Raw genomic sequence first — 25520 nt, forward strand, 5'->3', positions numbered from 1 at the left:
TCTCTACTAATTTTCACCCTACAGAGGTCTTCATATCTATTCGCCAATATTAAAAAACCGGCTTCCCCTCTATCTAAAGGAAAGCCGGTTCTTATAAACACTACTATTCCACTTCATGCTGAAGGGATTTCTCGTACGCTTCTTGGAACTTCGTAACATCCCCGGCTCCCATGAAAATAATGACGCTATTCTCATGCTTAGACAATAAGGCCGTTCCTTCTTCCGTCAGGATTTCTGCACGGTCAATTTTCTCCAATAGATCATTGATTGTGAGCTTCCCTTGATTTTCGCGGGCAGAACCGAAAATATCACATAGGAACACATGATCAGCTCCGCTTAGACTTTCCGCAAATTCATTTAAGAAGGTTTGAGTTCTTGTAAAAGTATGCGGTTGGAATACGGCAATTACATCGCGATCAGGATACTTTTGGTTCGCTGCATCAATAGTAGCACGGATCTCAGTTGGGTGATGTGCATAATCATCAATCAATACTTGAGAGCCTATTACTTTTTCAGAAAATCTCCGTTTAACTCCTTCGAATGTAAGCAACTGGCTTTGAATCACATCTACTGGAATCTCCTCATAATGACATAATGCGATTACAGCCAAGGAGTTCATGATGTTGTGGTCACCATATCCATTGATTTTAAATGTAGCATAATGGTTGTTACGTACATATACATCAAATGTGGTACCTTCTGTCGACTTTTCCACGTGACGCGCTTGAAAATCATTTTCTTCGCCAAAACCGTAGTATATCACTGGAACTTTTGCATGAATTTTTTGCAGGTACTCATCATCTCCACAAGCGATGATTCCTTTTTTCACTTGCATAGCCATCTCCTGGAATGCGGAAAATACATCATCGATACTGCCGAAATAATCCGGGTGATCGAAGTCAATGTTTGTCATGATTGTATAATCAGGATGATAGGACAAGAAGTGTCTTTTGTACTCACATGCTTCGAATACAAAATATTCACTATCCTCTACTCCTTTACCCGTTCCATCTCCAATAAGATAGGAAGTAGGCTTTGCCCCTTGAATGACATGAGAGAGCAATCCAGTTGTAGAAGTCTTACCGTGTGCTCCTGTAACGGCAATACTGGTGTATTTCTCCATAAACTGACCTAGGAATTTCGGGTAGCGTATAACCGGTACATTAAGTGCTTTTGCCGCTTCTATCTCCTCATGTGTGTCAGGAAATGCATTACCGGCAATAACCGTCATATCTTCCGTTATATTGTCCTTATCAAAAGGAAGGATGGTGATTCCTTTTTCTTCGAGACCTTTTTGTGTAAAGAACCTCTTCTCAATATCTGAACCTTGTACTTGACAGTGCATATCGTCCAAAATTCCGGCAAGGGCACTCATTCCTGATCCTTTTATACCAACAAAATGATAAATGGTCATGAAAAAACCTCCAACATTTATCTATATATAATTCGCTTATTTTGGTAAACGAACTGAATAATAGTTTTTATTTTTGTACCAAACGTAGTTTTCTCCGCATAGATAATCCATTATATGATTAGCGTCTAAAAATGCTAATTCGTTTATTCCCTTAAGTTTAAGGATTCAAACCATATGTAGAAAAGACTTTTCTTAACAACGACCTATTATAGCACTAATTCAGTATTTACTCTACCTAGCCGTCATGAATCGGAAGATCACAGGAAAAAACTGATAGACCTTTCCCCTACCAGTTTCGCCATATATCACATACTGCTATACTTCAATCCACTTTTTCTAGTCGTTCATTAAAGCGGTATTTTCTTCCGGCCTTGGCTTGCAGTTCCCCGTTTAACACAACATTATCTCCCGTAAAACCAATATGGATCTTCAGCAGGCTTCCTCCCACACCATAAATATCCACTGGCACATTCTGCTCTTCGAATTCTCTGATGCGTTGCTCACTGAAACCACCGCTTACCACAATCTTCACATGTTGGAATCCTTCTTTATCCAATGCTTCACGCAGTGCGAAAACAAGCGGGGCATTTACACCACGTGGGTCAAAGGTCCCCAGTACATCTTGATGGCGGATAAAATGCTGATCAATCATGGTTCTGGATGTATCGACTCGGACTCCCTTTAGCTTATCACCGAATTCTCTTGCCACTCGCAATGCATCTGTTATGACATCGTTGTTGTAGTCTACCAAGACCAATAAGTCATCCTCAGGGAATTTCGCATGGTAAGCTTTAGAAGCCTCTACAACATCCCCATTAAATAGCTGGATGAGGGCATGCGGCATCGTACCCATCCCTTTTTTCCCCCACCATTCATTCATTGCATGAGTTGCTTGGGCTGTGGAACCTCCGATATGAGCTGCATATCCGTCTCCAGCTTGTTGTGTATAATGATCATCACGATCTCCCATGAAAATGACTGGCTTTTGCCCTGCAGCTTTCACTACATTATACACATTCGTAGATACCGACGTTCTTCTGGCCAGAATACCATCAATAACTCCTTCTAAGAACCCAAAATTCTGATATGGGCCAGTTATTGTTAGTACCGTTTCAAACGGCGCAATTTTGTCTCCATCTTTTAAAGAATAAATTTCAAGAGATTCCGGATCATCAGCAAAAGTCTTAATCAATGCAATTACTTCATCCGTTCCGCATAACACCGCATGATCTTTTTGAAAAAATTGCATTGTCACAATGTTATCTGGTTTAAACTCTCTCACGATTTCTCGTGTTTTTAAGAAATATACAGCTGAAAACCATCCTTCTTTAACACGCTCGTCAAATTTAAACGTGCGATTGGTCAGCCTTTTTATTTTACCTTGCAGCTTTAACTCAATTTCTTTCATCCTCTTAAAAGCTCCTTAAGACCCTGTTTTCGGGTTACTGTCTTGCCGGATATTCCGACTCCTATTGTTTACTAGTATTAATAATAATAGAAGATTGTATCCATTTACAACAACTTCAGTTAAGGAGCATTAAAAGTCAGAATCTTGCATACTGACAAGCTCCTCTTCTGAAACAAGTACATCTCTTGGTTTACTGCCCTTTGGACCCGATATCACACCTTGGTCCTCCATCATTTCCATTAAGCGGGCAGCCCGGTTATAGCCGATACGGAATCTTCTTTGCAAACTGGAAGTGGAAGCTCCGCCTTGATCAATTACAAATTGACACGCCTCTAAAAAGAGCTCATCTTCATCTTGGATGGTGCTCTCTTTTAGCAATTCGCTCTGCTCAAACAAATAATTAGGTTTTTGTTCTTTTCGAACATGGTCAACCGCTCTCTCTATCTCTTCATCTGATACAAAGTTCCCTTGTACCCTGATAGGTTTTGGTGCACCGTTTTCAAGCAACAGCATATCCCCGCGTCCCAGAAGGCGCTCAGCACCACCAATATCAATGATTGTTCTTGAATCAACTTGAGAAGAAACAGAGAATGCAATCCGTGTAGGGATATTTGCCTTGATCAGTCCTGTAATAACATCAACGGACGGACGCTGTGTGGCAATCAGTAAGTGCATTCCGCAGGCACGTGCTTTTTGAGCAATTCGACAAATGGCTTCCTCCACATCACTTGGAGCAACCATCATCAGGTCAGCCAATTCATCAATGATGATGACCATATATGGTAATGTCTCTTGGTTATGCTTTTTCGCCGTTTCATTGTACTTTCCAATATCTCTAACCCCTGCATGAACGAACAATTCATAACGGCGTTCCATCTCTTCCACTGCCCATTTCAACGCAGCCGTTGCTGCCTTTACATCTGTGATAACCGGGCTGACAAGGTGGGGAATATGGTTGTAAGGCGTTAGTTCTACCATCTTTGGATCAATCAATAAAAGTTTCACTTCATCTGGTGTACTTTTGTACAACAAACTCATAATGATAGAGTTCACACAAACACTTTTTCCGGATCCCGTTGCACCGGCAATCAATCCGTGCGGCATTTTCTGCAAATCCAACACCACAGGTTGACCTGAGATATCCAGTCCTAAAGCTACCGTCAATGGTGAACTATTTTGTATAAAAGATGGGTGGCGAATAATTTCTCTAATAAATACCGGCTTGCTTACACGATTCGGCACTTCAATTCCTATCGTGTTTTTCCCTGGTATAGGTGCCTCCATCCGTATATCACGTGCTGATAGACTCAGTTTAATGTCATCACTTAAGTTGGTGATTTTGTTCACTTTCACCCCAGGCTCTGGTTGCACTTCAAATTGGGTAACAGATGGCCCTTGTGTTGCTTTTACCACTTTGGCACCGACTCTGAAATGATGTAAGGTTTCATCCAACAATTGCTTTTGCGCTTCTACCCAGTCCTGATCTCCCTGAGAATGCTGTGGCGGGATGGCAAGCAACGTGATAGGCGGCTTTCTGTAATAGGGTTGTGGCGCTTCTTCTTTAGATAATAGTTGCTGTTTTCTTTCTAATGAACGTTTATCCTGTTTAAGCATAATGACATTAAACGGTATGTTCTGTTTAGAAGGATTCTCCTTTTTTCTGTTCACTTCTGTGTTTTGTTTTTCTTTCGGCTTTTCTACAGGCTCGCAATACTCCAAAGTTGCTGCGGATTCCTGTTCATATTCAGAAGCATTATCTTTTACTTCATTTTCTTCAACATTTTCTTCTAATACTTCAACAGCCTCTCTTTCCTCAAATTCTTCTTTTTCTCCTATTTCTTCTATTTCTTCTATTTCTTCTATTTCTTCGTCTTCCAATTGTTCTTCATTTATAGCTCTGTCAATCAATGAGGTTATGGGATTTTCGTTTTCTGAGCTGTCTACTGAAATATCGTTCTCTTCTATTAATTCATCACTAAAGGCCTGTACCTTTGACACATCTTTGTTTGTAAGTTCTTCAAAACTTGCACTAGTGTAGCTTTCAAGTGGATTTAATTCAGCTATCTCACTAGCGTTTGATTCTCTACTGAGCAACTCAATCTCCGGAATATACTCTTCCTTTTTCTGTATAAGTGGACGTTGTTTATAGCCATAGATAGGAGACACCACTTCAGTAGGGTGAAAAGGTTGTTTATTTTTATTTGTTACTTTTTCAAAAGCTTTGACTGTGCTTTTCTTCTTGGCCGGTTCTTGCTTTTTCAATGGCTCTTCCGTTGCTTTTTTATGTTCTACTTTTATAGGTTCAGGCTTGTTTTGTTTTGTTGGTTTACTAGGTTGTTGAGCTTTCGACTTTTGTCTTTTTTCCTGTCTCGGTTTCTGTTCTTGTTTGCCTTCATCTGGTATAAGCGGAAAGCGAAATTTCCCAGTAGGGTATTGATAAGCAATTTTTGCAGTTGGTTGTTTTTGCTTATTTTCCGGTTTCTTAGCGTAATCTTGCTCAATGGCTTTTTCTTCCTCGTCACTTAGCTGAGCAAACAGCTTTTTCAACCAGTTCACATTCATCACACACTTTCTTTGTTGTTGGTAACCTGTTCTTTTAACAGGTTCGGTAGGAAAAAAACCACTAGAGGGCATCTAGTGGTGAAAATGGAAAGACATCTTGGAATTAACCTGAAAACGGTTGTCCTGCTTCATATTTCCCAGCTTCTAAAACAAGAATGCCTTTTTCTGCCGGGGCATTCGGAAGGTCGAGTTCTTTCGCAGAACAAATCATTCCTGAGGATGCAACGCCTCTCAGTTCTGCATCTCTAATGACAAGTCCGCTTGGCATAACTGCTCCAACCTTTGCCACTACGACATATTGTCCGCTATCTACATTTGGTGCACCACAAACAATCTGAAGTACTTCTGTTCCTACATCTACTTTACATACACTTAGTTTATCTGCATTTGGATGTTTTTCTTTTTCCGTCACGTGGCCGACGACGAATTTGGGACTTAGATCGGGATTAAGTGTTTCCTTTACCCCGTTTTCGTTCAAAGCCTTATTAAGTTCTTCAATTAATTCTTCTGTAAGATTGACTGGACCTTTAAAGTCGTTTACTGCTAAATATTTCGATGCGTTGAAAAGGTTGTATCCTGCTAATTCTTTTGTTTCTTTATCTATAATCTTCGCAACGTCCCCGGTTTTTTCTACCATTCGATTGTTTAAATTGATTTCTTTTATGTAGATTAGTAGTGTGTCGCCTATGCCTTCTTGGTTATAGTACACGTTAATGGTCATGTTTTTCTTCCTTTCTTTTTAGGGATAGCTTTGACTTCCAGTTTCCTTGCGTTCCAGGTGTTCGCTTATCCAGAGGACGGTGCTTGAGCCTCCTCACTTCGTTGCGGGGTCTCAACCAACCTTTTCTCCCCCGCTGGAGTCTCACACCTTGCACTTCAGTCAACTGGAGAAATTTTTTTATTTATTCTTCTTGTTGTCTTTTCCTAGGATGAATATTGGTTCTAGTTCTCCTTCTTCATATAGGAAGGATAGCGCAGTGATTGGTATTTTGCCGTTTACGAAAAAGCTCATGGTCAGTTCGGCAAGAATATCATAGCCTACTTCGTTTTTAATATCGGAAAGTATCAAAACGTCCTGATGAGGAACAGATACAGTCATTGTTCCGGATACTTGATTTTTAAACGAATCTAAGAAAGAATCATTTAGTATTCTGCTTGCATCATATCCATCATTGGAACGGACAAAATAAAAGGTATTCCCTGCAACCACATCTTCTTTCATATTTGTCGGAAGCGACCTCACATTAAACATGGCCATTTCTTTGATCGTATTCTTGGTTAAGTTCTCTCTTTGAAGAAGTTGCTCATCAATCAATTTATAGGACTTTCCTAAATCCACCGCATAGTAAATTCTAGTTTCCGCTGTATGGTCATCATAAACCAACGGAATGTCATTACTTGTCGTAGGGAAGGAAGTAGAGCGGATAACAGGATAGATATGTCGTTCCGCACCATTCAATTGAACAGGCATTTTCATGCTTGTTAGAGCTTCCTTGACATAATACACGTATTCTTCAATTGCATTTAGATCATTTGCTTGTTCGTATTTTGAAAGCACACCTTGGAGTGCAATAGAGATTCCCTTTTGTGTTTCCTTGTCTTCAACCCTTAAGGATTCTTTTTCTCGATCATATGTAAATACCCAGTTTGGATGGGATAATTTTTCTTCCATCAATCTTTTAATTTTAAGTACTGTCATTTTTTCCATGAGAAACAATCCTTTCTCTTATTGCTTACCCTTTATTGTACAACAAATCAATGAAAGAATGTAATTGTCGAAGTCTGTTTTGTAAAAAGAAGGCGATACCTATCAGAGCATTGCTTATTTTTTCTTCATATTGACTTCATACCCCTTTCTACCTGTACTTCATCCACCAAAAGGCCTTACATACTCTAGGACCGCCTGAAACTTAGTGCTCAAATTGGCATCCTTTATTCTTTTAGGAATAGAGAGGCTAGTAGATTTTGCTTGTTTTTGGGGGGTGTGTAAAATAATGGAGCCCACTAGGACGTTTCCACTATTAACCATAATTCAGATAAATATGGGGATAAATTTGGAAAAACCCTATCACATAGAATTATTTTACAATTTTACTTTGTTTTGTAACTTGATATCCAACCTCTACCAATCTCCTATATTAAAAAAACTGTCTCAAACTAACGGACTATTTTTTGAATATTCTGATACTTTTCTTTCTTTTTCGACACTATTCTTCTACACACTTTATTAATCTTTAATTGTCACCGAGATACTCCTACATAGTGCAAGAATCTACCTTCCCTAGTGGCAGGTAGACACTTTCTAAATGAAAAGGGGGGAAATTCATCGGTTTTTTGTATTTCATTTTAAAGGGGGATGTTGAATGAGTAGGAAGAACAAACGTAATTTTGCTAGAGTATTCAGTATCATTATGTGTTTATTACTGATCGCCCCAAGCTTTATCCCTGGCACCGCTTCTGCACAAGGGAACAAAGCTTCCGTCTCTTTGGGTGAATCTAAAGAAGTGATGGCAAGTAAAATACCAGATCGATTATCTACACAGTTTGCAAATGATGGGGAAAAAGTTACCTTCCTTATCAAATTTAAAGAACAGGTAGATACTCAGGCAGTAGCAGCTAAGGCTGTGGAAGCAGCCAAGTCGCAAAAAGCTTCTGCTGGACAAGAAAAACTGATGAAACGTAATGCTGTTGTCTCTGAATTAAGAGCAACATCAATCGAAACCCAAGCAAATGTAAAAGAGTATCTTGAAAAAGCGGTAGCAGATGGAAAAGCAAAGGACATCCAATCATTCTACGTAGTAAACGGTATGGCCGTTACTGCTACGAAAGAAGTAATGGAAGAGCTTGCTAGATTCCCAGAAATCGAAAAGCTTCTACCAAACGAAGTACGTCAGTTGGATCCTGCTGCAGAAGCAGCTGCGACAACTGAAATTGCAGTAGAGGAAAAGCCTGCTGCTGGTCTTGAGAACATCGAGTGGGGCGTTGCTCAAATCGGTGCACCTCAAGCATGGGAAATGGGTGTTGACGGTCAAGGTACTGTCGTTGCCAGCATTGATACCGGTGTCCAGTGGGATCACCCGGCATTAATGGAAAAATATCGCGGCTATAATGCTGGAACTGGTAATGCAAGCCATGAATACAACTGGTTTGATGCAACTCCTGCAAACCAATCTACTCCTTACGATGATGACGGTCACGGTACGCACGTAACAGGTACGATGGTTGGTTCAGAGTCGAACGGATCCAATCAAGTTGGGGTTGCTCCTGGAGCAAAATGGATTGGCGTTAAAGCATTTACTCCATCCGGTGGTACGGACGTTGCCCTTCTTGCAGCTGGTGAGTGGATTCTAGCTCCGAAAGATGCTAGCGGAACTCCAAACCCTGCGATGGCTCCGGACGTTGTTAACAACTCATGGGGCGGCGGACCTGGCTTAGATGAGTGGTATCGTCCAATGGTTCAAGCATGGGTTGCAGCTGATATCTTCCCTGCATTCGCAGCTGGAAATACGCGCATCGGAAACCCTGGTGGTCCTGGATCTGTTTCCACTCCTGGTAACTATCCGGAATCTTTTGCAACTGGTGCAACGGATGTGAACATGAACCTTGCTAGCTTCTCTTTACAAGGTCCATCTCCTTACGATGAAATCAAGCCTGAAGTATCCGCACCTGGAGTTGGAGTTCGTTCTTCCTTCCCTGGAAACAGCTATGGTGCTGCTAGTGGAACTTCCATGGCAAGCCCGCACGTAGCTGGTGTGGTTGCGTTACTAAAGCAGGTTAACTCTAACCTGACTGTAGCAGACATTGAGGAAATCTTAATGACAACTGCAACGGAAAGAACAGATTCCAATTTCCCTGACTCTCCAAACAACGGATATGGACATGGTATTATCAATGCATTTGATGCTGTATCTTCCATCATTTCCGGTCTTGGAAAAATCAAAGGGCAAGTTGCAAAAGATGGAGAGGATAGCGAAGCTCCAACTTTCGAACATACAGCACCTGCTGAAACGTATGCTGGCATGAACCTGCCTTTAAGCATTCATGTTCAGGATAATGTAAGTATTTCTTCTGTAACATTGCAATATCAAAATGTTGCTGATGAGTGGGTAGATCTTGCTGCAGAGCGTGCTTCTGGCTCATACAATGACGCTACTTACACAGTTAGCATCCCTGGTGATGACATTGGTGAACCTTCTGTATCTTACCGCTTTCACATTGTTGACTTTGGTGGCAATGAAGTAACATCTGATACGTACGAGGTTAGCGTTCAACCAGGTATTTCCGTTGGATATTCCACAGACTTTGAAACAGATCCTGTGGGTTGGTATTCTTTCGGAGCAGAAAACACATGGCAATGGGGTGTACCATCTGCTGGTCCGGCTGAGGCAAACTCCGGTGAAAAAGTATATGGAACAAACCTTGAAGGAAACTACGGTAACCGTGCAAACATGACACTTGTGATGCCTCCTATCGACCTACCTGAAGATAGTGGTGCATATCTTCAGTTCATGAACTGGTTCAACCTGGAGACTCGTTACGATTTCGGTCATGTATTCGTTTCTACAGACCAAGAGAACTGGACTCAACTTCTGCGTTTCGATGGTATCAGCGAAAGCTGGACTGCTAGGGAAGTTGACCTTTCTGCATATGCTGGTCAACGTATTTACATCGGTTTCAACGTTACAACAGACGGTAGTGTTGTACGTACAGGTTGGTACATTGACGATGTAGCATTATCTGCAGAATCTAATGCAACAGAGTCTGCTTCCACTCAGCTTGAAGTTACGAAAGAAGAGAAAGTGGAAGTAAAAGAGGAACAAGTAAATCCTGATAAAATCCATCCGGTTGCTACTCCTGAAAAAGAAGAAGCAGTGAAAGAAGATGCTAACCCTGCGGCACTTCCATTACATGCACAAGTCACTGTATTGGAAACAAACCGTTCTGTAAACACAAATCCTGCGAACGGACAATACGAGTTGTTACATGCAGCAGGCACATTCACTGTACAAGCTGCAGCTTATGGCTTCCATCCAGCTCAACAAACGGTTGACATCCCTGCAGACGGTGAGGCGACTGCAAACTTCGTATTAGAAGAAATTGCACAAGGAACCGTTAGTGGTACTGTAACAAACAGCGCTACAGGGGAACCTGTTGGCAACGCAACATTGATGCTCGTTGAGGATGCTGCTATTGCACCTGTAACAACAGATGAAAACGGAAACTTCTCTATTACTGCTTATGAAGGCGACTACACACTTCGTGTCATGGCTCCTTCTTATTACAGTGAAAATGTGGAGATTTCCATTGAAGGAGACGCTACAACAGAACTTGACATCGAATTACGCCCATTCATCGGATATCCTGGTGAAATCGGCTATGACGATGGTACTGCTGAGAATGCCCGTGCATTCTATGATGCCGGAAATGGTTGGGCAGTAAAAATGTCTCTACCTGAAGGTCAAAACAGTGCACTTGTTACCGGTGGATTATTCCGATTCTGGGATACTACATGGCCAACTCCTGGTGGTACAGACTTTAAAGTAGAGGTTTGGGATGCATCTGGCACTGATGGAGCTCCTGGTTCAAAGCTTGCTGGACCATTTGATGGAACGGCACTTCGTACAGGAGAATGGACAACAGTTGACTTAGCTGAGCATGGAATAATCGTAGAACAAGACTTCTACATGGTTTACATTCAGTCTCAACCAAATCCAAATGCTCCTGGACTTGGAACTGACGAAGATGGACCAAACGCTGGACGCAGCTGGCAATATGTAGGTGGAGCATGGTCTCCTTCTCCTGAAGAAGAAGGAAACTACATGATCCGCGCTTTGGTGAATTTTGAAGTAACACCACCTACTATTACTTCTCCTGCCGATGGAACTTACACAAATGAATCTACTGTAACGGTGGAAGGTAACGCATCCCCGACAACAACGGTTCATGTATTGAATAACGGCGAAGAAGTTGCAACTGCTACAGCTTCTGAAGAAGGAACGTTTGCAGTGGATATCGAGCTTGCTAACGGCGAAAACGTGTTAACGGCTAAATCTTCCACTGAAACAGGCGAGACAGAAGAATCTGCACCTGTAACAATTGTTCTTGATCAAGCTAAACCTGAGCTTGCCATTACAAGCCCTGAAGATGGTTCCAAAACGAACCGCGAAACGGTTACCGTAACAGGTACAGTATCCGATGAGAACCTTGATTTTGTAAAAGTCAACGGAAAGAAAGCTACTGTTGAAGATGGCACTTACTCTTTAAGAGTAATGCTTGAAAACGGAGAAAATAACATTCGCGTTGTTGCTCAGGACTTAGCTGGAAACCGTAAGAGACAAGATGTAACGGTATACGCTAACTATGATGCGCCTGAAATTACAAACCTAAAACCAGAGGAAGATAAGCACTTAAGCGCCGGTGAATCTGTAAAGATTGAGTTTAGCAGTGAAGAAGGCCTTCGTGCAACATTCTCTATCCGTATGCCATTAACAAATGCTTCCATGATGATGCAAGGAAACGACGTAAACAATGAAGTAAGCAATGCGGTTGAACTTCCATTGATGGAACAATCTCCTGGCTATTATGTAGGATATTGGACTGCTACTTCCAGCGTCGTGGCAAGTGGAGCAGAAATCGAGGTTAAAGTATCTGATGACTTCGGTAATGTAACTCGTGCCATTGCAGATGGTAAGCTGTTCATCAATGATGAAAATGATGGTAGTAAAAAAGGGAAAAAGAAAAAGAACTAAGTAGATAAAAGGAGCAGGCACCCACGGGACACCGTGATCGCCTGCTCCTTTATGAATTATAAGGAAGCAACAAATGCTTCAATTTCTTCTTGTGTTTTGCGGTCCTTACTTACAAATCGTCCTGCTTCTTCTCCATTTTTAAAACCAACAAAGCTTGGAATTCCAAATACGCTTAATTCAGCGCAAAGGTCAATAAATTCGTCTCTATCCACGTAAATAAACGTATATTCATTAAACTTCTCCATGATTTGGGGCAAGACTGGTTCAATGACACGGCAGTCCGGACACCAATCTGCAGAAAACATGAACACAACATCTCTTTCATTTTTTAATTGATTAAATTGCTCCATTGATTGTAGCTTTTCCATATTCGTTACCCTCCAATATTTATTTTCATATCGCCTTCTTTAATGAAAGCTTTCTTTCTCATCCATTCTGATATTGCTAAACTTACCACAGCAGGTCCCACAATGTGAAGTAACAAGACTTTTATAAGAACTGACACAGAGAACCCCATAGCAGTAAAAGTCATAATCTGACCGACCAATCCGCTTGTCCCCATTCCAGCCCCCTCTTTTACATTCGTCATTTGAAATATTGTCGTCCCTAGTGGTGCAAATACTATACCTGCAATAGTTGGTGGTATGATAATCATCGGATTTTTGATAACATTTGGTACTTGAAGCATGGAAGTACCTATACCTAATGCTAATAGCCCTGACATTTTATTTTCACGGTAACTGCTAACAGCAAATCCAACCATTTGAGCTGCACATCCAATCGTAGCCGCTCCCGCTGCAATTCCTTCAAGTCCCAACATCAAAGCAATTGCCGCACTTGATATAGGTGCTGTCAAAGCCCACCCCATCAGAACTGCCACCAAAATCCCCATTACAATAGGCTGCTGTTCAGTGGCCCACATGATTAAAGATCCCAGTGAATTCATCCCAGCATTAATCGGAGGTCCAATAAAGGTTGCAACAAGAAATCCTGTCAGTATTGTTATGAAAGGCGTAACTAGAATATCGACTTTTGTTTCTCTTGAAACCATCTTTCCCACTTCTGTAGCCAATAATGCTGCAACAAAACTTCCGGCAGGTCCGCCTAATTGAGCACCGGCAGCTCCTGCAATAAGGGCAGAAAACAGCACCAGTGGAGGTGCCTTTAAACCATAGGCTACAGCCGCCCCTATCGCCGGACCCATCAAACTCATTGCTAAAATACCCATGTCTGTAAAGAGCGTCCAACCTGCTTGATCCCCGATTGTTTTAATAATAAGACCGATAATTAGCGAGGAGAACAGCCCGAGCGCCATAAAGCTTAGACCATCAATAAAGTAAACTCTTGGCGATAGCGATACTCCTTTTTTATGTAGAAAAGATTTCATATTCTCACTCTTTCCTTATATATTTCCTACCAGCTTTACATTAATAATACCGAATCATGGTCGATATATACTAGTAGGTATTCAAGATTTTGTTAAAAGGTTGTTGTGAATTTTGTAGATATATGTCTATAATTACTTTAAAATATCAGACTTTTAACAAAATATATAAAATTCGAAAGTCTTTTACGCTTTAGGGGGGTAACATGAAAACAATTAGAGGTAGAGTTAGATTTATTTTATTGACTGCCATTACAGGACTCATCATTGTACTATTATTCAATTTCTTTTTCTACTTTACGCAATCTGCTGAGAAAGAGCAAGAAGCAGCGTTGTTTGAAGCGGTAAATGGAAGCAAAGAAATAAAGTTTGCTTTTTCAGATACTCGGAAGAATGAGCAAGAATTTTTAAGAATACCAAGTGACGAAACATCCGTTGCAATAAAAGAAAACTTGGAAAACATTAAGCTGGATGCAGCTAGTTTGCAACAACAGTTCGGAGAATATGAGGAAATTGCCACTCGTTTTGAACAAATTGAATCGGCAGCTACTAACTATTTGAACGAATTTGTCCCACTTGAAGAATTATATAAAGAAATGGGATATACAGAATTTACAGGATTGCAGGGAGAAATGAACGGAAATGTTCGTAATCTGGTTATTAATGTGCGCGGGGCCAATCGCGAAGAATTAAATGCCACGTTGATGAACCTTCGACTTTATGAACAGCAATACTTGGCCACAAAACAAGAAGCAAGATATAGAGATTTCATGAAAAGTGCCGAAACGTTCAAAGAACAACTGGCGGAAACCGATTTGCCAGATTCACAAAAGAATGGTCTGTTGGAACTTTACAACCCATATGTTCAGGCTATGACAGACTTATATAATAACTACAATTCCTCTTACGGCTTTGTGAGGAATTTTGAAGAAATAAGTAATGGCGTTGAGCAGAGTGTGAATGAGGTGGAAGCTGCGGTAACAGATTTGCAGTCTACTATACAAGCAGAAGCCAACAAGAAGTTGCAGACGATCATGCTGCTAACTTTAATCATAAGTGTCCTTTTATTAATATTCTTAAGCACCACTGGCTATTTCTTAAATAGAAAAATAGCCTCCTCCATCCGCTCGTTAAAAGATGGTGCATCAAAAATCGGAGAAGGCAATTTTGCGTATAGGGTACCAATCACCACGAAAGATGAGATGGCTGACTTAGCGGTAACCTTTAATGCGATGGCCGAGAAGGTTCAAGTTTCCCTATTAAAAGTGATGGAAGCGACAGATAAGTTGCAGTCTTCCTCACAAAACCTTGCCGCCATTTCAGAAGAGACGACTGCCCAATCCACAGAAGTGAACGAAGCCATTAAACAAGTGGCTATAGGGTCAAGCGAACAGGCACTTCATCTCGATGAAAGCACAGATATCTTGAAGCGAGTAAAAGCCGCAGTAGAACTGGCAAACCAATTGAGCATTGACATTAAGACAAAGGCCGATCATGCAAGAACAATGGGAGAAGATGGCCTAACTGTGGTAAAGGATTTATATAACTCGTCCGAACAATTCCTTGAGCTTGCCAACCATCTTACGGAGCGAGTGCAACAAGCTACAAAGCAATCCCAACAAATTAATTCCATTGTTGGCACCATCCAGGAAATTGCAGAAAACACGGACCTGCTTGCACTGAATGCTGCAATTGAATCTGCTCGTGCAGGTGATGCTGGTAGAGGTTTTGCAGTGGTGGCCCAAGAGGTTCGAAAATTGGCCGAACGTTCCAAACATGAAGCATTGTCCATTAAAAAGCTAGTAACAGAAATGGGCAAACAAATGGGCAAGCTTTCAGACGATGCACTACAATTTAATGAATACAGAGATCTCCAACAGGAATCCGTTAATCAAACGAAAACATCTTTTGAAAAAATTGCAGGCAATGTAATGGAGATCAACCATAAAGTAGATGATGTGCAGGAAGCAATTGTTCATGTAACTGAATCAAACAAACAGCTTGAAGAAAAATTATCAGAAGTACATTATATTTCTGAAGAGGCAGCCGCTACTTCTGAACAGGTAAGTGCATCAAGCGAACATCAAATAATCGCAATTGAGCAAGTCAACGAAGCTGCAATCTCCCTATCGGATATTGCCAATGAACTTCAAGAAGAGGTTAGTCAGTTTACAGTAGAAGATGATAAGGCAACTCCTATAGAAGAAACAGAATATGTGGATGAACAACTTGATTCAGAAGAAATAAAAGATGAACCTTCATCTAACTATACAGATGACGAAGAAAGCCCAGAAAAAAAATGGATACACGATGAAGTTGCTGCCTCAATCGAACAAACCGCAGCCACGGGAGAACAAGAGAATAAATAAAATAAAAAAGGTTTGCCTTCTTGTTGGAGGCAAACCCTTTTTAGTAGGAACGCTACCTAAACCCACGCCCCTAGCACCAAGGGCTTCATATTGGCGATGAGGACCTCTCTTCTCCTGATTTTTCTTCACCAAGGTCTTCATAACGGTTATGAGCACCTCTCTCCTCCTGATTTCTCCTCACAGAGGTCTTCATAACGGCAATGAGGACTTCTCTCCTCCTGATTTCTGGTCACTAAGGTCTTCATAACGGCGATGATGACCTCTCTCCTCCTGATTTTTCGTCATTGAGGTCTTCATAACGCGATGGCGATCAAGAATTATTCTGAAAACTATCCACAATTTGATTATTTTATAATTTACTAAACAAAAAAAAAGAATACTCCAGGTTTCCCCTTCGTATTCTTTACTTACAATTATTTAATTTTGACAGAAGAGATAATCTCCATCATACTCTTCGTACTCGCTTCCATATTGCCCGTATCTGTTACCGTTGTCATCTTCACTCCACCTAAGCCTACAGTCACTTCATATAACTCTTCCTCTTCCCCATCAACTGGAGAAATCAACAAGTAACCTAAACGGTTATCCTCTGTAACTGTATGATCTACCAATAATTCAGAAAGGTTCACCTTTGTAGAATCATATAATACCTCTGAATCTTTTGGTTCGAAAGGGTTTACAAATAAAAGGTAGGTTTGCTCGTCCTGTGTAAGAACAATATTGTTTTCCGATTGGGAATCAATGGAAAACCCAGTGGGCAAGTGATATGCAAATATATCTGTATCCTCAGAAGTCTCTGGTGGTTGTGCTTTAAATGTTTCCTCAAAAGTATCAACAGATTTTTGTGTGGCGTCTTCAATTGAGACAGAACAACCTGTTAAGAATAGTAATGATAAAAATAAAATAGAAATAATAGCTCTTCCAAAAGTCAAACTCTCCACTCCCTTTAGTACAATAAGACTAGAAAACACACACTAAACTTATCATACCTATAAATCTTTACCCGTGACAAGGATAAGTTGGAATTATCACTTAATTCCCCTATTTTATGATAGACTAGGAAATAGGGGAATTACAAGAGGTACTATTTGGAGGGATTGTCATGAAATTTACTGTTTACCTTGCTGGTGAAATCCATACTAGTTGGCGAGAAGAATTAATAGACAAAGCACAAGCACTGGATCTTCCATTACAGTTCGTTGGACCGATGACGGACCATGAGCGTTCAGACAACATAGGAGAAGCGATCATGGGAACGCAGCCAAGTTCCATTGCGAAGGACGAAGCAGCTTCTCAAATTAATAATCTTCGTACAGAACTTTTAATGAAAAAGTCTGATCTTGTCATTGCATTATTCGGAGAGAAATATAAGCAGTGGAACACGGCAATGGATGCAAGTGCAGCTATCAGTCTTCAAAAGCCACTTATCTTAATTCGTCCGGAAAACCTTCATCATCCATTAAAAGAGTTATCCAATAAAGCAAATGTCACGGTTGAAACGGTTAATCAAGCTCTAAAAGTACTTACATATGTATTAGATTAAAAGCAGGCCTAAGCCTGCTTTTTCCCATTCAATCTCCATTGCCCAATCAACAGCTTACTAACATGCTGGAACATTTCCATCCTTGAAACAGCCCCATCTGTAAAGATTCCCAATGCACCTTCCTGTTTCCTGATGTCTTTTCGCTGACAGTACTCATCCATTAAGTCACCGAGCTCTTTACCTGCTATGAGCTCCTCTTTAAAAGCTTCAGGCAAAGGAATCCTAGCACCACCAGCTATGTACTCCCTACCGTCTTTAGAAACGAGCGCCCCCCAATTACAGACCATTACTCCAGAGGTTGGTGAAGCCCCCAGAACCACGCCACCTTCAAGGCCAATTGCAAAGTCTGCATCTACATTACTCGCTAACGCATTCCTCGCTCGTTGCATTGCTCCACTAACAGTTTCTTCATCTGATAATGGCTGATTACTTACCCCCGAATCTACATCTAATGCGACGATCTCACAGTTTTCAAATCCAAGATTAATCAGTTCCTGTTGAACCGCCTTATATTTAGCAGGGTTCCTTGATCCCACTATCACTTTCATCTTTCTCGCACCTTTCCATTTGACTATAGTAGTTTGGTTAGACTCCGCTGTTTCCTTTCCGCAAATGGCTTCGCTTTCCGCGGGGCGACCTTGAGCCTCCTTGGCAAGCATGCGGGGTCTCAACATTGTCGCTACTCCCCCACAGGAGTCTTCGCCATTTGCTCCAATCTACAGCTAGAAATTCAAAAAAGCTATAATGTTTTTTCTAGGTTGGATAATCTTCCTTAACCTTTTGAAAATGAAATACCTTGTTGATTGCAGTGGAAGGCGCGCAGACGCCCGCGGGAGGAAGTGACAGGTGAGACCCCACAGGCTGCAAGCCGAGGAGGCTCACGGACCGCCCGCAGGCAAGCGAAGCGCCTGGAACGGAAATCAACCGTTTTATATACTTCCATCTCTTTTAAAAAGAAAAACGATGAGGATTCCCCATCGCTTCTCAACATTTATTATTATCTGCTTCTAATAGAGTCTACTGTAGATTGATCCGCAGATTTTACAAGTTTGACAATGAGCTCTCTTGCTGCAGCATAATCATCTACATGGACCATGGAAGCATGTGTGTGGATATAGCGGGAACAAATTCCCACCACCGCTGACGGTACTCCTTCATTGGATGTGTGAACACGACCTGCGTCTGTACCACCTTGAGAGATGAAATACTGGTAAGGTATGCTGTTTGACTCTGCAGTATCCAATACGAAATCTCGCATACCAGTGTGTGTCACCATGGAACGGTCATAAATGCGCAGTAATGCACCCTTGCCTAAATGGCCGAACTCTTTTTTATCGCCAGTCATATCGTTTGCAGGTGAAGCATCCAGTGCAAAGAAGATATCAGGCTTGATCATGTTCGCTGCCGTCTGTGCTCCACGTAGACCTACTTCTTCTTGAACAGTAGCTCCTGAGTAAAGGACATTTGGTAATGTCTCACCTTTAAGATCTTTCATAAGTTCAACAGCTAGTCCGCATCCATAACGGTTATCCCAGGCTTTAGCCAGAATCTTCTTCTCATTTGCCATTGGTGTGAACGGGCAGATAGGAACAATCTGTTGACCTGGTTTAATGCCGATGTTTATCGCGTCTTCTTTGTTGTCGGCTCCGATATCGATTAACATATTTTTAATGTCCATTGGCTTGGCACGTTTCGCTTCATCCAAAAGATGTGGAGGAATCGATCCAATAACACCAACAACTGGACCATTGTCTGTCATTACTTGCACACGTTGAGCTAGTAAGACTTGGCTCCACCAACCACCAAGAGTTTGGAATCTTAACATCCCGTTTTCTGTAATGGAAGTGACCATAAAGCCGACTTCATCCATGTGGCCTGCGACCATGACAGTAGGGCCGGTTTCGTCGCCTCTTTTCACTCCGAAAATACCACCAAGGCGATCTTGTACCACTTCATCCGAGTACTTTTCCAATTCACTGCGCATAAAGCGGCGAACATCATGCTCAAATCCAGGTGCACCTTGCAACTCCGTTAACGTTTTAAATAAAGTCAATGTTTCCTGATTCAACTAAGTCAGCTCCTTTTTTTCCAAACCTATATGTAGAAATATTCATTATACTTCGTTAGATTATCGAAATATTTTAACTATATTGTATCGAACTTTCTCTATTGTTTCCAGCTTTAGCATGACATTTATTTGTTTTACAAGTTATACTATTAGTAGGATAGGCAGAATCAATTCAACTCATCAGCTACTCCCATTTGAAAAGGCTTACGTAAAATTAGAGTATGATATATGGAAGGATGATACGATATGAAATGGAAAGCACTTCTCATCGGTGCTGGAATTGGTGCAGCAGCCGCATATCTTTTTACTGAAGCATCGAAGAAGCAAGCCATCAAACCTGAAAAAGCTTTAAAAATTGCCAAGGAAGCTTTTAAAAAGCGTGGCCCTGTTGATGGCTCCTGGATTCAGATGGTGCCTGAAACGATTATACGAAATGATATGTCCTACTCCATCTACAGAGGCGGCATTTCCCGTAGAATAGAGGACGTATTGGAGCAATATGAATTTATTGTCGATAAGAATACGGGAGTCATATTGGATGTTAATCAATTAAAATGAACTCATGCCTGGCAGCTAAAAAACTGCCAGGCCTTTTTTAGCTTTCTCGTTCTACTTTTTCTTGTATTTCATAAGATTCAGTCCATTTTACTGCGCGGTAAAATGCATCATGATAAAAGGTAAACCACGAATTACGTCTTATTCCCTCTTTAATCCACTTCTCTTTTGCTTCTATTGACGTCATTGGATAATCATCATAAGCCAGGACCCATAAAGATGGGGAATGGGCGTGTGTGGGCATTAGATCTGCCATATGAATAAGGCATTCTTCCCCTTGTATCATTTCAATGATGGCATGTCCATCACTATGTCCACCAGTATGTATCATTTTTATCCCATTGATGATGGTTATCTCTTCTTGAAAGGTTTTTACCTGTTCTTCAATGCCTTGCCAATTCATTTCCCAATACGTATTTCTTGAACGAATATTAGGGTTTCTCATTTCATTCCATTCTGTCTCAGAGACATAAATGGTTGCATTGGGAAATACAGTTACATATTTATTTTGTGCTGTGTCCCATTTTGTAAGGCCGCATACATGGTCAAAATGCAGATGAGTCATGATGATGGTATCTATGTCTTCTGGTGTTAAACCAAGTTTTTGGAGGTCTTCTTCTACAGACGACTCTTCTGTTGCTCCGAAATTGCGTCTTTGCTTGTCGGAAAGCTTTCCTTTACCAAGTCCTGCCTCGATCAGAATATTGCGTTCACCCGTTTGGACAAGGATTGGATCCGTTCTTAGCTCTATTTGATTTTTATCATTTACAGGATACCTTTTGGACCACAGGGCCTTTGGTACCACCCCAAACATTGCCCCACCATCTAGGTGCGTTACTCCCCCGTTCAACCAAGTCAGCTTCCACTCACCAAATGTTAGCGTTTCCATTTCTGCCATCTCCCTCTTTGTTTCATACTGTAAAGTATGATCTTATTGTAACAAAAAAAGCGCCCTCTCCGCGAATTTCTTTATGATGGTATCATGATGACAATTTCATTCCATCTTTCAGCTTGAGATTGTCTTCATCCACCCTATGATGACAATTTCATCCCATTTTTCAGTTTGAGATTGTCTTCATCCACCCTATGATGACAATTTCATCCCATTTTTCAGTTTGAGATTGTCTTCATCCACCCTATGATGACAATTTTATCGCATTTTCCAGTTTGAGCTTGTCTTCATTTTTCTGGTTGTTTCATACTCTTAACCGTAAAAAAAAGCGCCCTCTCACTAACGGAAAAGGACGCTTCGGCAATTATTCTGGGTATTTAACCTCACAACGATAGATAGGGAATCCCTTGCTAGAGAATTTCTCTTCATATTCAGTCATAATATTGCCTTCAAACTCACTATTATGAAGATCTAGGCTAACATACTTTAACAGTAACCCGTACTCAGAAAAGCTCATCAACGAATACTCAAAAAGACCACGGTTATCTGTTTTAAAGTGGATTTCACCTTGTGGAACTAAAACTTCTTTATACAGGTCCAAGAACCCTTTGTACGTTAATCTTCTCTTTTCATGTCGAGTTTTCGGCCACGGATCAGAGAAGTTCAAATAAACTCTGTCCACTTCGCCGGCATCAAAGTATTCCGCTAGCTTTTGGGCATTTACATTCAACAGTTTCACGTTAGGAATATTTGCTGCTACTGCTTTTTCTAAAGCTTTTACAATAACACTTTCAAACAATTCTATGCCGATATAATTGATGTTCGGATTTGCTTTTGCCATTTCCGTAACAAATGTTCCTTTTCCCGTTCCCACTTCAATGTGGATTGGGTTATCGTTACCAAAAAGTTCACTCCACTTTCCTTTATGGTTTTCAGGATTTGGAATTGCATAAAAAGAATTATCGGCAATAAAATCTGCTGCCCATGGTTTGTTTCTAAATCTCATGTCGTTTGGTCACCTCGGTGTTTTATTTGTTTATAGTCGATGACAGAAAAAAACCGATCGCGATGGACCGATTCTTTTGTCGTGTATAAGAATGATAAATAAACAAAGGCTAGTACATATATAAAATAAAGGAGTGCTGACACATGCCGTTAAATTATCATGATCAAATACATCTTCTAAAGGATATTTTGGCGGATCATCAAATTGATTGTTGCGGTTCTGTTGCTGAATATGAGCAGTTGGAGCGAGTCATCAAATCATTAATGGTCAATAATGAGATTGATCAGAATGTAAAAAACATTCTACAGGACATCTATTCCTATAGCCAGGGTGGCATCAATTCTAGTAATGATCATGATCATAATCAACTACATCAATCTAAATTCACCAATTGGATCGATAGCATCGACCAATACTCATAGTTCAACCGGTAAAAGTCTTTCTAGATAATTCAACCAGTTTTGTTTCTCTTTTTCAATATCTTTATGGTGATACCATTGTACGGATAGAATGGTCTGCGCTATCACGTACCAATGCATACGGTGGCGCAAATCGTCAGTCAATGGTATCCCGTATGTGGAAAGCCAGTCATTCCACTCTTGTTCTGGGATATACCAATATAATAACATGCATAAGTCAATGGCCGGGTCTGCTATAACTGCTCCGTCCCAATCAATTAAGAAGAGTTCCTGATTATCGGAAAGCAACCAATTGTTATGATTCAAATCACAATGACAGACAACTTTATCTTTGAATTGGACATTTTTTATTTCCTTTGTCAGAAAATCAAGTGATTTTTGAATCACATCCATAGAAAAGAGATCTAATGCCATGCCATTTTTTATATCTTCCAATATAGTTGATGGCTCCACAGGTTCTTTCCCCAATCGAGTAAGCATATCTAGCAACTCTTTGGAGTGGTGAATCTTGTGTAGAAGCTGAGCCACTCTTTCCATATTCATATCGTTTGGTTTGAGCTCTCTAGCACTTATCCAATGCTGGGCCGTAATAACATCTCCATTTTCCAGGCGTTTTGTCCAGACCAATTTCGGGACAATCCCCTCTGCTGAAAGAACAGCCAAAAATGGCGATGAATTTCTTTTAAGGAAGAGCTTTTTCCCTTCATTTTGAGCGAAATACGCATCTCCCGTCAAACCACCCGCAGGACTGATTTTCCACTCATCACCTAATAAATGTTCCAACCATTTCACCTTCAATTTCAACACAACTTTTCATTATCAAATATTAGAAAAGCGCAAGCGCTATACAAGAATTTTTCATATTCATATCTTTTTTAAGCAAAAAAACAGCTATTGAACAATTTCACAATAGCTATCTTTTAAATTTTATCGTTATTTCCCAATTAAATCAAGTCCTTGTGTAACAATTAATATTGTGCCAATACAACCGTGCAGATAGGTGGCACTTGTATTTCTTTGTTAACTTTACGAATTGGCGAATCTCCTGCTATACTGCCTTCAACAAGAACTTCCCACTCTCCTGACAATGGAAGCGATACGTTTTCCGTATTCGCCCCGTTATGGAAAACAATTAGGAAATGGTTGTACTTTCCATACTGTTTCACGTCACTAAGATGATACATGAGCATACTTCCTTTTTCATAAGGAAAGCGCACATGTTTTTTTATTTCCGTAACTGTCGATAAGCGAAAAGCTTTATGTGCTTTTCGAAGCGAGATCAGACCACTAACAAAATCCACATTCTCTGCATAAAGCTTTTTTCTTTCCCAATCCAAACTATTGACGGAATCTGGGGACTTATAGCTGTTTTCCTCCCCGCCTTTTGTACGGAAAAACTCTTGACCTGCATGAAGAAACGGTATGCCTTGAGACAAGAGAACGACGGAAGTGGCAAGGCGATGACGCTTTATTCTTGTTGCTTCCTCTTCATGATTATTGCAGACTGCCATTTTGTCCCACATGGTGTGGTTATCATGGGATTCAACATAGTTGATCGATTGCGTAGGCTCCAGAAACAGTCCTTTATTGGTTGGATCGATTTGTACACTACCTGCAAGCGATTGTTTCAATAACGTTGTTTTATGGGTATTGCCAAGCGCAAACCCTCTGTCAAACAAATTAAACGTACTACCTTTTATGGAATCACGAACCATATCATTAAAGAATGAGATCCCCGGCATCTTCTTTGCATTTAGAATCATTGCCTTACGATCGGCAGCTAACGGGGTATTTAATTCCCACCCTTCCCCAAGGATAATCGCTCCTGGTTTAATGATGGATACCTCCTCTTTTACTGCGTTCATTGTTTGAACGTCCAATATTCCCATCAAGTCAAACCGAAAACCATCGACATCATATTCCTGCAACCAATAGCGTATGGAATCCAGGATAAACTTACGTACCATTCTCCGTTCAGAGGCGATGTCATTTCCTACTCCAGTCCCATTAGAAGGCATACCATGCTCATCATGACGAAAGTAATAACCAGGCACTATTTTTTCAAAAGAGGAGTCTTCTCGAACATACACGTGATTATAGACGACATCCATAATCACCCTCAGGTTTTTATGGTGCAAGCTGTTAATTAGATTTTTAAGTTCCAAAATCCTTGAGTAAGGATCAGCCGCATCGAGCGCATAACTTCCTTCAGGCACATTGAAAAGAAGTGGATTATAGCCCCAGTTATAGTCCCTGTCAGGTTCTTCCTCGTCCACTCCACCAAAATCATTTAGTGGTAATAACTCAATATGCGTCACGCCGAGACTTTGGAGATAAGAAACGCCTGTGATTCCAATATCGGACTCTTCTACTTGATCTTCTGTAAAAGCGGCATATTTGCCTTTATGTAACATACCGCTTTTTGGGTGAGAGGAAAAGTCACGTACATGCAACTCGTAAATAATGGCATCCGTTGCATCCATAAATGGAAGCATGGATACTTTTGGAATGTTTATTCTCTCTTTATCAATAATCACAGCCGCCTCACTATTTAAAGTAGAGGCAATCGCATAAGGATCGACCGCTTCCCTCCATACAAGGTTCACGCAAACAAGGTAGGTGTAATGAAAACCTTCTAAATCTCCTTGCACCGTAATTCGCCATATCCCCTTTTCCTCAAGGATGAGGCTATAGAAGATGCCCTCTTTACTTTTGGGAGCTATCAGTTTTATTTTCACTGCAGATGCTGTGGGTGCCCAAAGGGTAAAGGTAGTTTCCCCTTTATGGTATTGCGCTCCAAGATCATCCTTTTCATAAAAGAAGGCATCATCAAATGCTTCCGTGCGAATAACTGCCCCTATTTGTAAATCTGTCTTTCGGCCATGTTCATCTAGGATCATATATTTGGAACCGATGGTGATCGGCGTATTTGTTTTACATATATATTTAACAGAATTCTGGAGTGATTTTCTATCTATAATCTCAAGTGGGTAGGTAGATTCTTGGTGTGTAAGGGTAAAGAAAGATGATTCTCCGTTATAACTTCCGCTGGGTAAAAGAATAGTGATTTTATCCATTTCATCTAAATAGGCGTCAAATTCTCTTTTGATGAAAATCATGCATTTCCCTCCCTGTCTTCAATAATGCGCTT

The 25520-nt window shown here is 40.8% G+C and carries 19 protein-coding genes; 5 read left to right on the forward strand and 14 right to left on the reverse strand.

Translation table 11 applies throughout. The features are described 5' to 3' along the window. Positions 1 to 103: 103 nt before the first annotated feature. The 5 genes from murC to LC091_RS04145 form a co-directional block, all read right to left on the reverse strand. Positions 104 to 1414, reverse strand: coding sequence for a UDP-N-acetylmuramate--L-alanine ligase (gene murC, locus LC091_RS04125; RefSeq protein ID WP_226680523.1), 1311 nt, complete (start codon positions 1412 to 1414; stop codon positions 104 to 106). 322 nt (positions 1415 to 1736) lie between these two features. Then, positions 1737 to 2822, reverse strand: coding sequence for a nicotinate phosphoribosyltransferase (locus LC091_RS04130; RefSeq protein WP_226680525.1), 1086 nt, complete (start codon positions 2820 to 2822; stop codon positions 1737 to 1739). 129 nt (positions 2823 to 2951) lie between these two features. Further along, positions 2952 to 5384, reverse strand: coding sequence for a DNA translocase FtsK (locus LC091_RS04135; RefSeq protein ID WP_226680529.1), 2433 nt, complete (start codon positions 5382 to 5384; stop codon positions 2952 to 2954). Positions 5385 to 5487: 103 nt separating this feature from the next. Then, a complete protein-coding gene (gene ytpR, locus LC091_RS04140; RefSeq protein ID WP_226680668.1) occupies positions 5488 to 6099 on the reverse strand; it encodes a YtpR family tRNA-binding protein in 612 nt (203 codons plus the stop codon). 183 nt (positions 6100 to 6282) lie between these two features. Beyond that, positions 6283 to 7092 (reverse strand): DUF1444 domain-containing protein, encoded by an 810-nt coding sequence (locus LC091_RS04145; protein ID WP_226680532.1) that lies wholly within the window; start codon positions 7090 to 7092, stop codon positions 6283 to 6285. Positions 7093 to 7747: 655 nt separating this feature from the next. Here LC091_RS04145 and LC091_RS04150 point away from each other — a divergent pair. Then, the gene (locus tag LC091_RS04150) at positions 7748 to 12133 is read left to right on the forward strand and encodes a S8 family peptidase (protein ID WP_226680533.1); all 4386 of its coding nucleotides are present in this window, start codon (positions 7748 to 7750) and stop codon (positions 12131 to 12133) included. A 56-nt stretch (positions 12134 to 12189) separates the two neighbouring features. On the opposite strand, the gene LC091_RS04155 is transcribed toward LC091_RS04150, so the two are convergent. Beyond that, the gene (locus LC091_RS04155) at positions 12190 to 12501 is read right to left on the reverse strand and encodes a thioredoxin family protein (protein WP_226680535.1); all 312 of its coding nucleotides are present in this window, start codon (positions 12499 to 12501) and stop codon (positions 12190 to 12192) included. Positions 12502 to 12506: 5 nt separating this feature from the next. Continuing rightward, a complete protein-coding gene (locus LC091_RS04160) occupies positions 12507 to 13520 on the reverse strand; it encodes a PTS transporter subunit IIC (protein WP_226680537.1) in 1014 nt (337 codons plus the stop codon). Positions 13521 to 13723: 203 nt separating this feature from the next. On the opposite strand from LC091_RS04160, the gene LC091_RS04165 reads away from it, so the two are divergent. After that, positions 13724 to 15886: a methyl-accepting chemotaxis protein gene (locus tag LC091_RS04165; RefSeq protein WP_226680538.1), complete on the forward strand. Its 2163-nt coding sequence runs from the start codon at positions 13724 to 13726 to the stop codon at positions 15884 to 15886. A gap of 413 nt (positions 15887 to 16299) precedes the next feature. On the opposite strand, the gene LC091_RS04170 is transcribed toward LC091_RS04165, so the two are convergent. Next, positions 16300 to 16818 carry a hypothetical protein gene (locus tag LC091_RS04170; RefSeq protein ID WP_226680541.1) on the reverse strand — a complete coding sequence of 173 codons (519 nt, stop codon included), beginning with the start codon at positions 16816 to 16818 and terminating at the stop codon, positions 16300 to 16302. 170 nt (positions 16819 to 16988) lie between these two features. Between LC091_RS04170 and LC091_RS04175 the strand changes: the two genes are divergently transcribed. Further along, complete coding sequence (locus LC091_RS04175) at positions 16989 to 17429, forward strand: YtoQ family protein (RefSeq protein ID WP_226680543.1); 441 nt, start codon at positions 16989 to 16991, stop codon at positions 17427 to 17429. 8 nt (positions 17430 to 17437) lie between these two features. Here the strand turns inward: LC091_RS04175 and LC091_RS04180 are convergent, their stop codons facing one another. Together LC091_RS04180 and LC091_RS04185 are read right to left on the reverse strand one after the other, a co-directional pair. Further along, entirely contained in the window at positions 17438 to 17977 is a 540-nt protein-coding gene (locus LC091_RS04180) for a DUF84 family protein (RefSeq protein ID WP_226680545.1), read from the reverse strand. 449 nt (positions 17978 to 18426) lie between these two features. Then, a complete protein-coding gene (locus LC091_RS04185; protein ID WP_226680547.1) occupies positions 18427 to 19497 on the reverse strand; it encodes a M42 family metallopeptidase in 1071 nt (356 codons plus the stop codon). 246 nt (positions 19498 to 19743) lie between these two features. Here LC091_RS04185 and LC091_RS04190 point away from each other — a divergent pair, with 246 nt between their 5' ends. Then, positions 19744 to 20055 (forward strand): PepSY domain-containing protein, encoded by a 312-nt coding sequence (locus LC091_RS04190; protein WP_226680550.1) that lies wholly within the window; start codon positions 19744 to 19746, stop codon positions 20053 to 20055. 37 nt (positions 20056 to 20092) lie between these two features. Here the strand turns inward: LC091_RS04190 and LC091_RS04195 are convergent, their stop codons facing one another. Together LC091_RS04195 and trmB are read right to left on the reverse strand one after the other, a co-directional pair. Beyond that, complete coding sequence (locus LC091_RS04195) at positions 20093 to 20941, reverse strand: YtnP family quorum-quenching lactonase (protein WP_226680552.1); 849 nt, start codon at positions 20939 to 20941, stop codon at positions 20093 to 20095. A gap of 367 nt (positions 20942 to 21308) precedes the next feature. Then, positions 21309 to 21950, reverse strand: a complete 642-nt coding sequence (gene trmB / locus LC091_RS04200; protein WP_226680554.1) for a tRNA (guanosine(46)-N7)-methyltransferase TrmB — start codon at positions 21948 to 21950, stop codon at positions 21309 to 21311. A 143-nt stretch (positions 21951 to 22093) separates the two neighbouring features. On the opposite strand from trmB, the gene LC091_RS04205 reads away from it, so the two are divergent. Next, positions 22094 to 22372: a YtzH-like family protein gene (locus tag LC091_RS04205; RefSeq protein WP_226680556.1), complete on the forward strand. Its 279-nt coding sequence runs from the start codon at positions 22094 to 22096 to the stop codon at positions 22370 to 22372. Here the strand turns inward: LC091_RS04205 and LC091_RS04210 are convergent. Then, positions 22367 to 23167, reverse strand: a complete 801-nt coding sequence (locus tag LC091_RS04210) for a phosphotransferase family protein (protein ID WP_226680669.1) — start codon at positions 23165 to 23167, stop codon at positions 22367 to 22369. The genes LC091_RS04205 and LC091_RS04210 overlap by 6 nt on opposite strands. 170 nt (positions 23168 to 23337) lie before the next feature. Then, on the reverse strand, positions 23338 to 25488 hold the full coding sequence (gene pulA / locus LC091_RS04215) for a type I pullulanase (RefSeq protein ID WP_226680558.1): 2151 nt from the start codon (positions 25486 to 25488) through the stop codon (positions 23338 to 23340). Between the last annotated feature and the right edge of the window lie 32 nt (positions 25489 to 25520).

It is taken from the genome of Sutcliffiella horikoshii (genome assembly GCF_020524325.1).
GTDB lineage: Bacteria > Bacillota > Bacilli > Bacillales > Bacillaceae_I > Sutcliffiella_A > Sutcliffiella_A horikoshii_D.

Bases quoted from the DNA above. Each gene is read 5' to 3' on its own strand.
- murC (WP_226680523.1), bottom strand. From the start codon at position 1,414: ATGACCATTTATCATTTTGTTGGTATAAAAGGATCAGGAATGAGTGCC.
- LC091_RS04130 (WP_226680525.1), bottom strand. From the start codon at position 2,822: ATGAAAGAAATTGAGTTAAAGCTGCAAGGTAAAATAAAAAGGCTGACC.
- LC091_RS04135 (WP_226680529.1), bottom strand. From the start codon at position 5,384: ATGAATGTGAACTGGTTGAAAAAGCTGTTTGCTCAGCTAAGTGACGAG.
- LC091_RS04145 (WP_226680532.1), bottom strand. From the start codon at position 7,092: ATGGAAAAAATGACAGTACTTAAAATTAAAAGATTGATGGAAGAAAAA.
- LC091_RS04150 (WP_226680533.1), top strand. From the start codon at position 7,748: ATGAGTAGGAAGAACAAACGTAATTTTGCTAGAGTATTCAGTATCATT.
- LC091_RS04155 (WP_226680535.1), bottom strand. From the start codon at position 12,501: ATGGAAAAGCTACAATCAATGGAGCAATTTAATCAATTAAAAAATGAA.
- LC091_RS04160 (WP_226680537.1), bottom strand. From the start codon at position 13,520: ATGAAATCTTTTCTACATAAAAAAGGAGTATCGCTATCGCCAAGAGTT.
- LC091_RS04165 (WP_226680538.1), top strand. From the start codon at position 13,724: ATGAAAACAATTAGAGGTAGAGTTAGATTTATTTTATTGACTGCCATT.
- LC091_RS04175 (WP_226680543.1), top strand. From the start codon at position 16,989: ATGAAATTTACTGTTTACCTTGCTGGTGAAATCCATACTAGTTGGCGA.
- LC091_RS04180 (WP_226680545.1), bottom strand. From the start codon at position 17,977: ATGAAAGTGATAGTGGGATCAAGGAACCCTGCTAAATATAAGGCGGTT.
- LC091_RS04190 (WP_226680550.1), top strand. From the start codon at position 19,744: ATGAAATGGAAAGCACTTCTCATCGGTGCTGGAATTGGTGCAGCAGCC.
- LC091_RS04195 (WP_226680552.1), bottom strand. From the start codon at position 20,941: ATGGAAACGCTAACATTTGGTGAGTGGAAGCTGACTTGGTTGAACGGG.
- trmB (WP_226680554.1), bottom strand. From the start codon at position 21,950: ATGAGATTTAGAAACAAACCATGGGCAGCAGATTTTATTGCCGATAAT.
- LC091_RS04205 (WP_226680556.1), top strand. From the start codon at position 22,094: ATGCCGTTAAATTATCATGATCAAATACATCTTCTAAAGGATATTTTG.
- pulA (WP_226680558.1), bottom strand. From the start codon at position 25,488: ATGATTTTCATCAAAAGAGAATTTGACGCCTATTTAGATGAAATGGAT.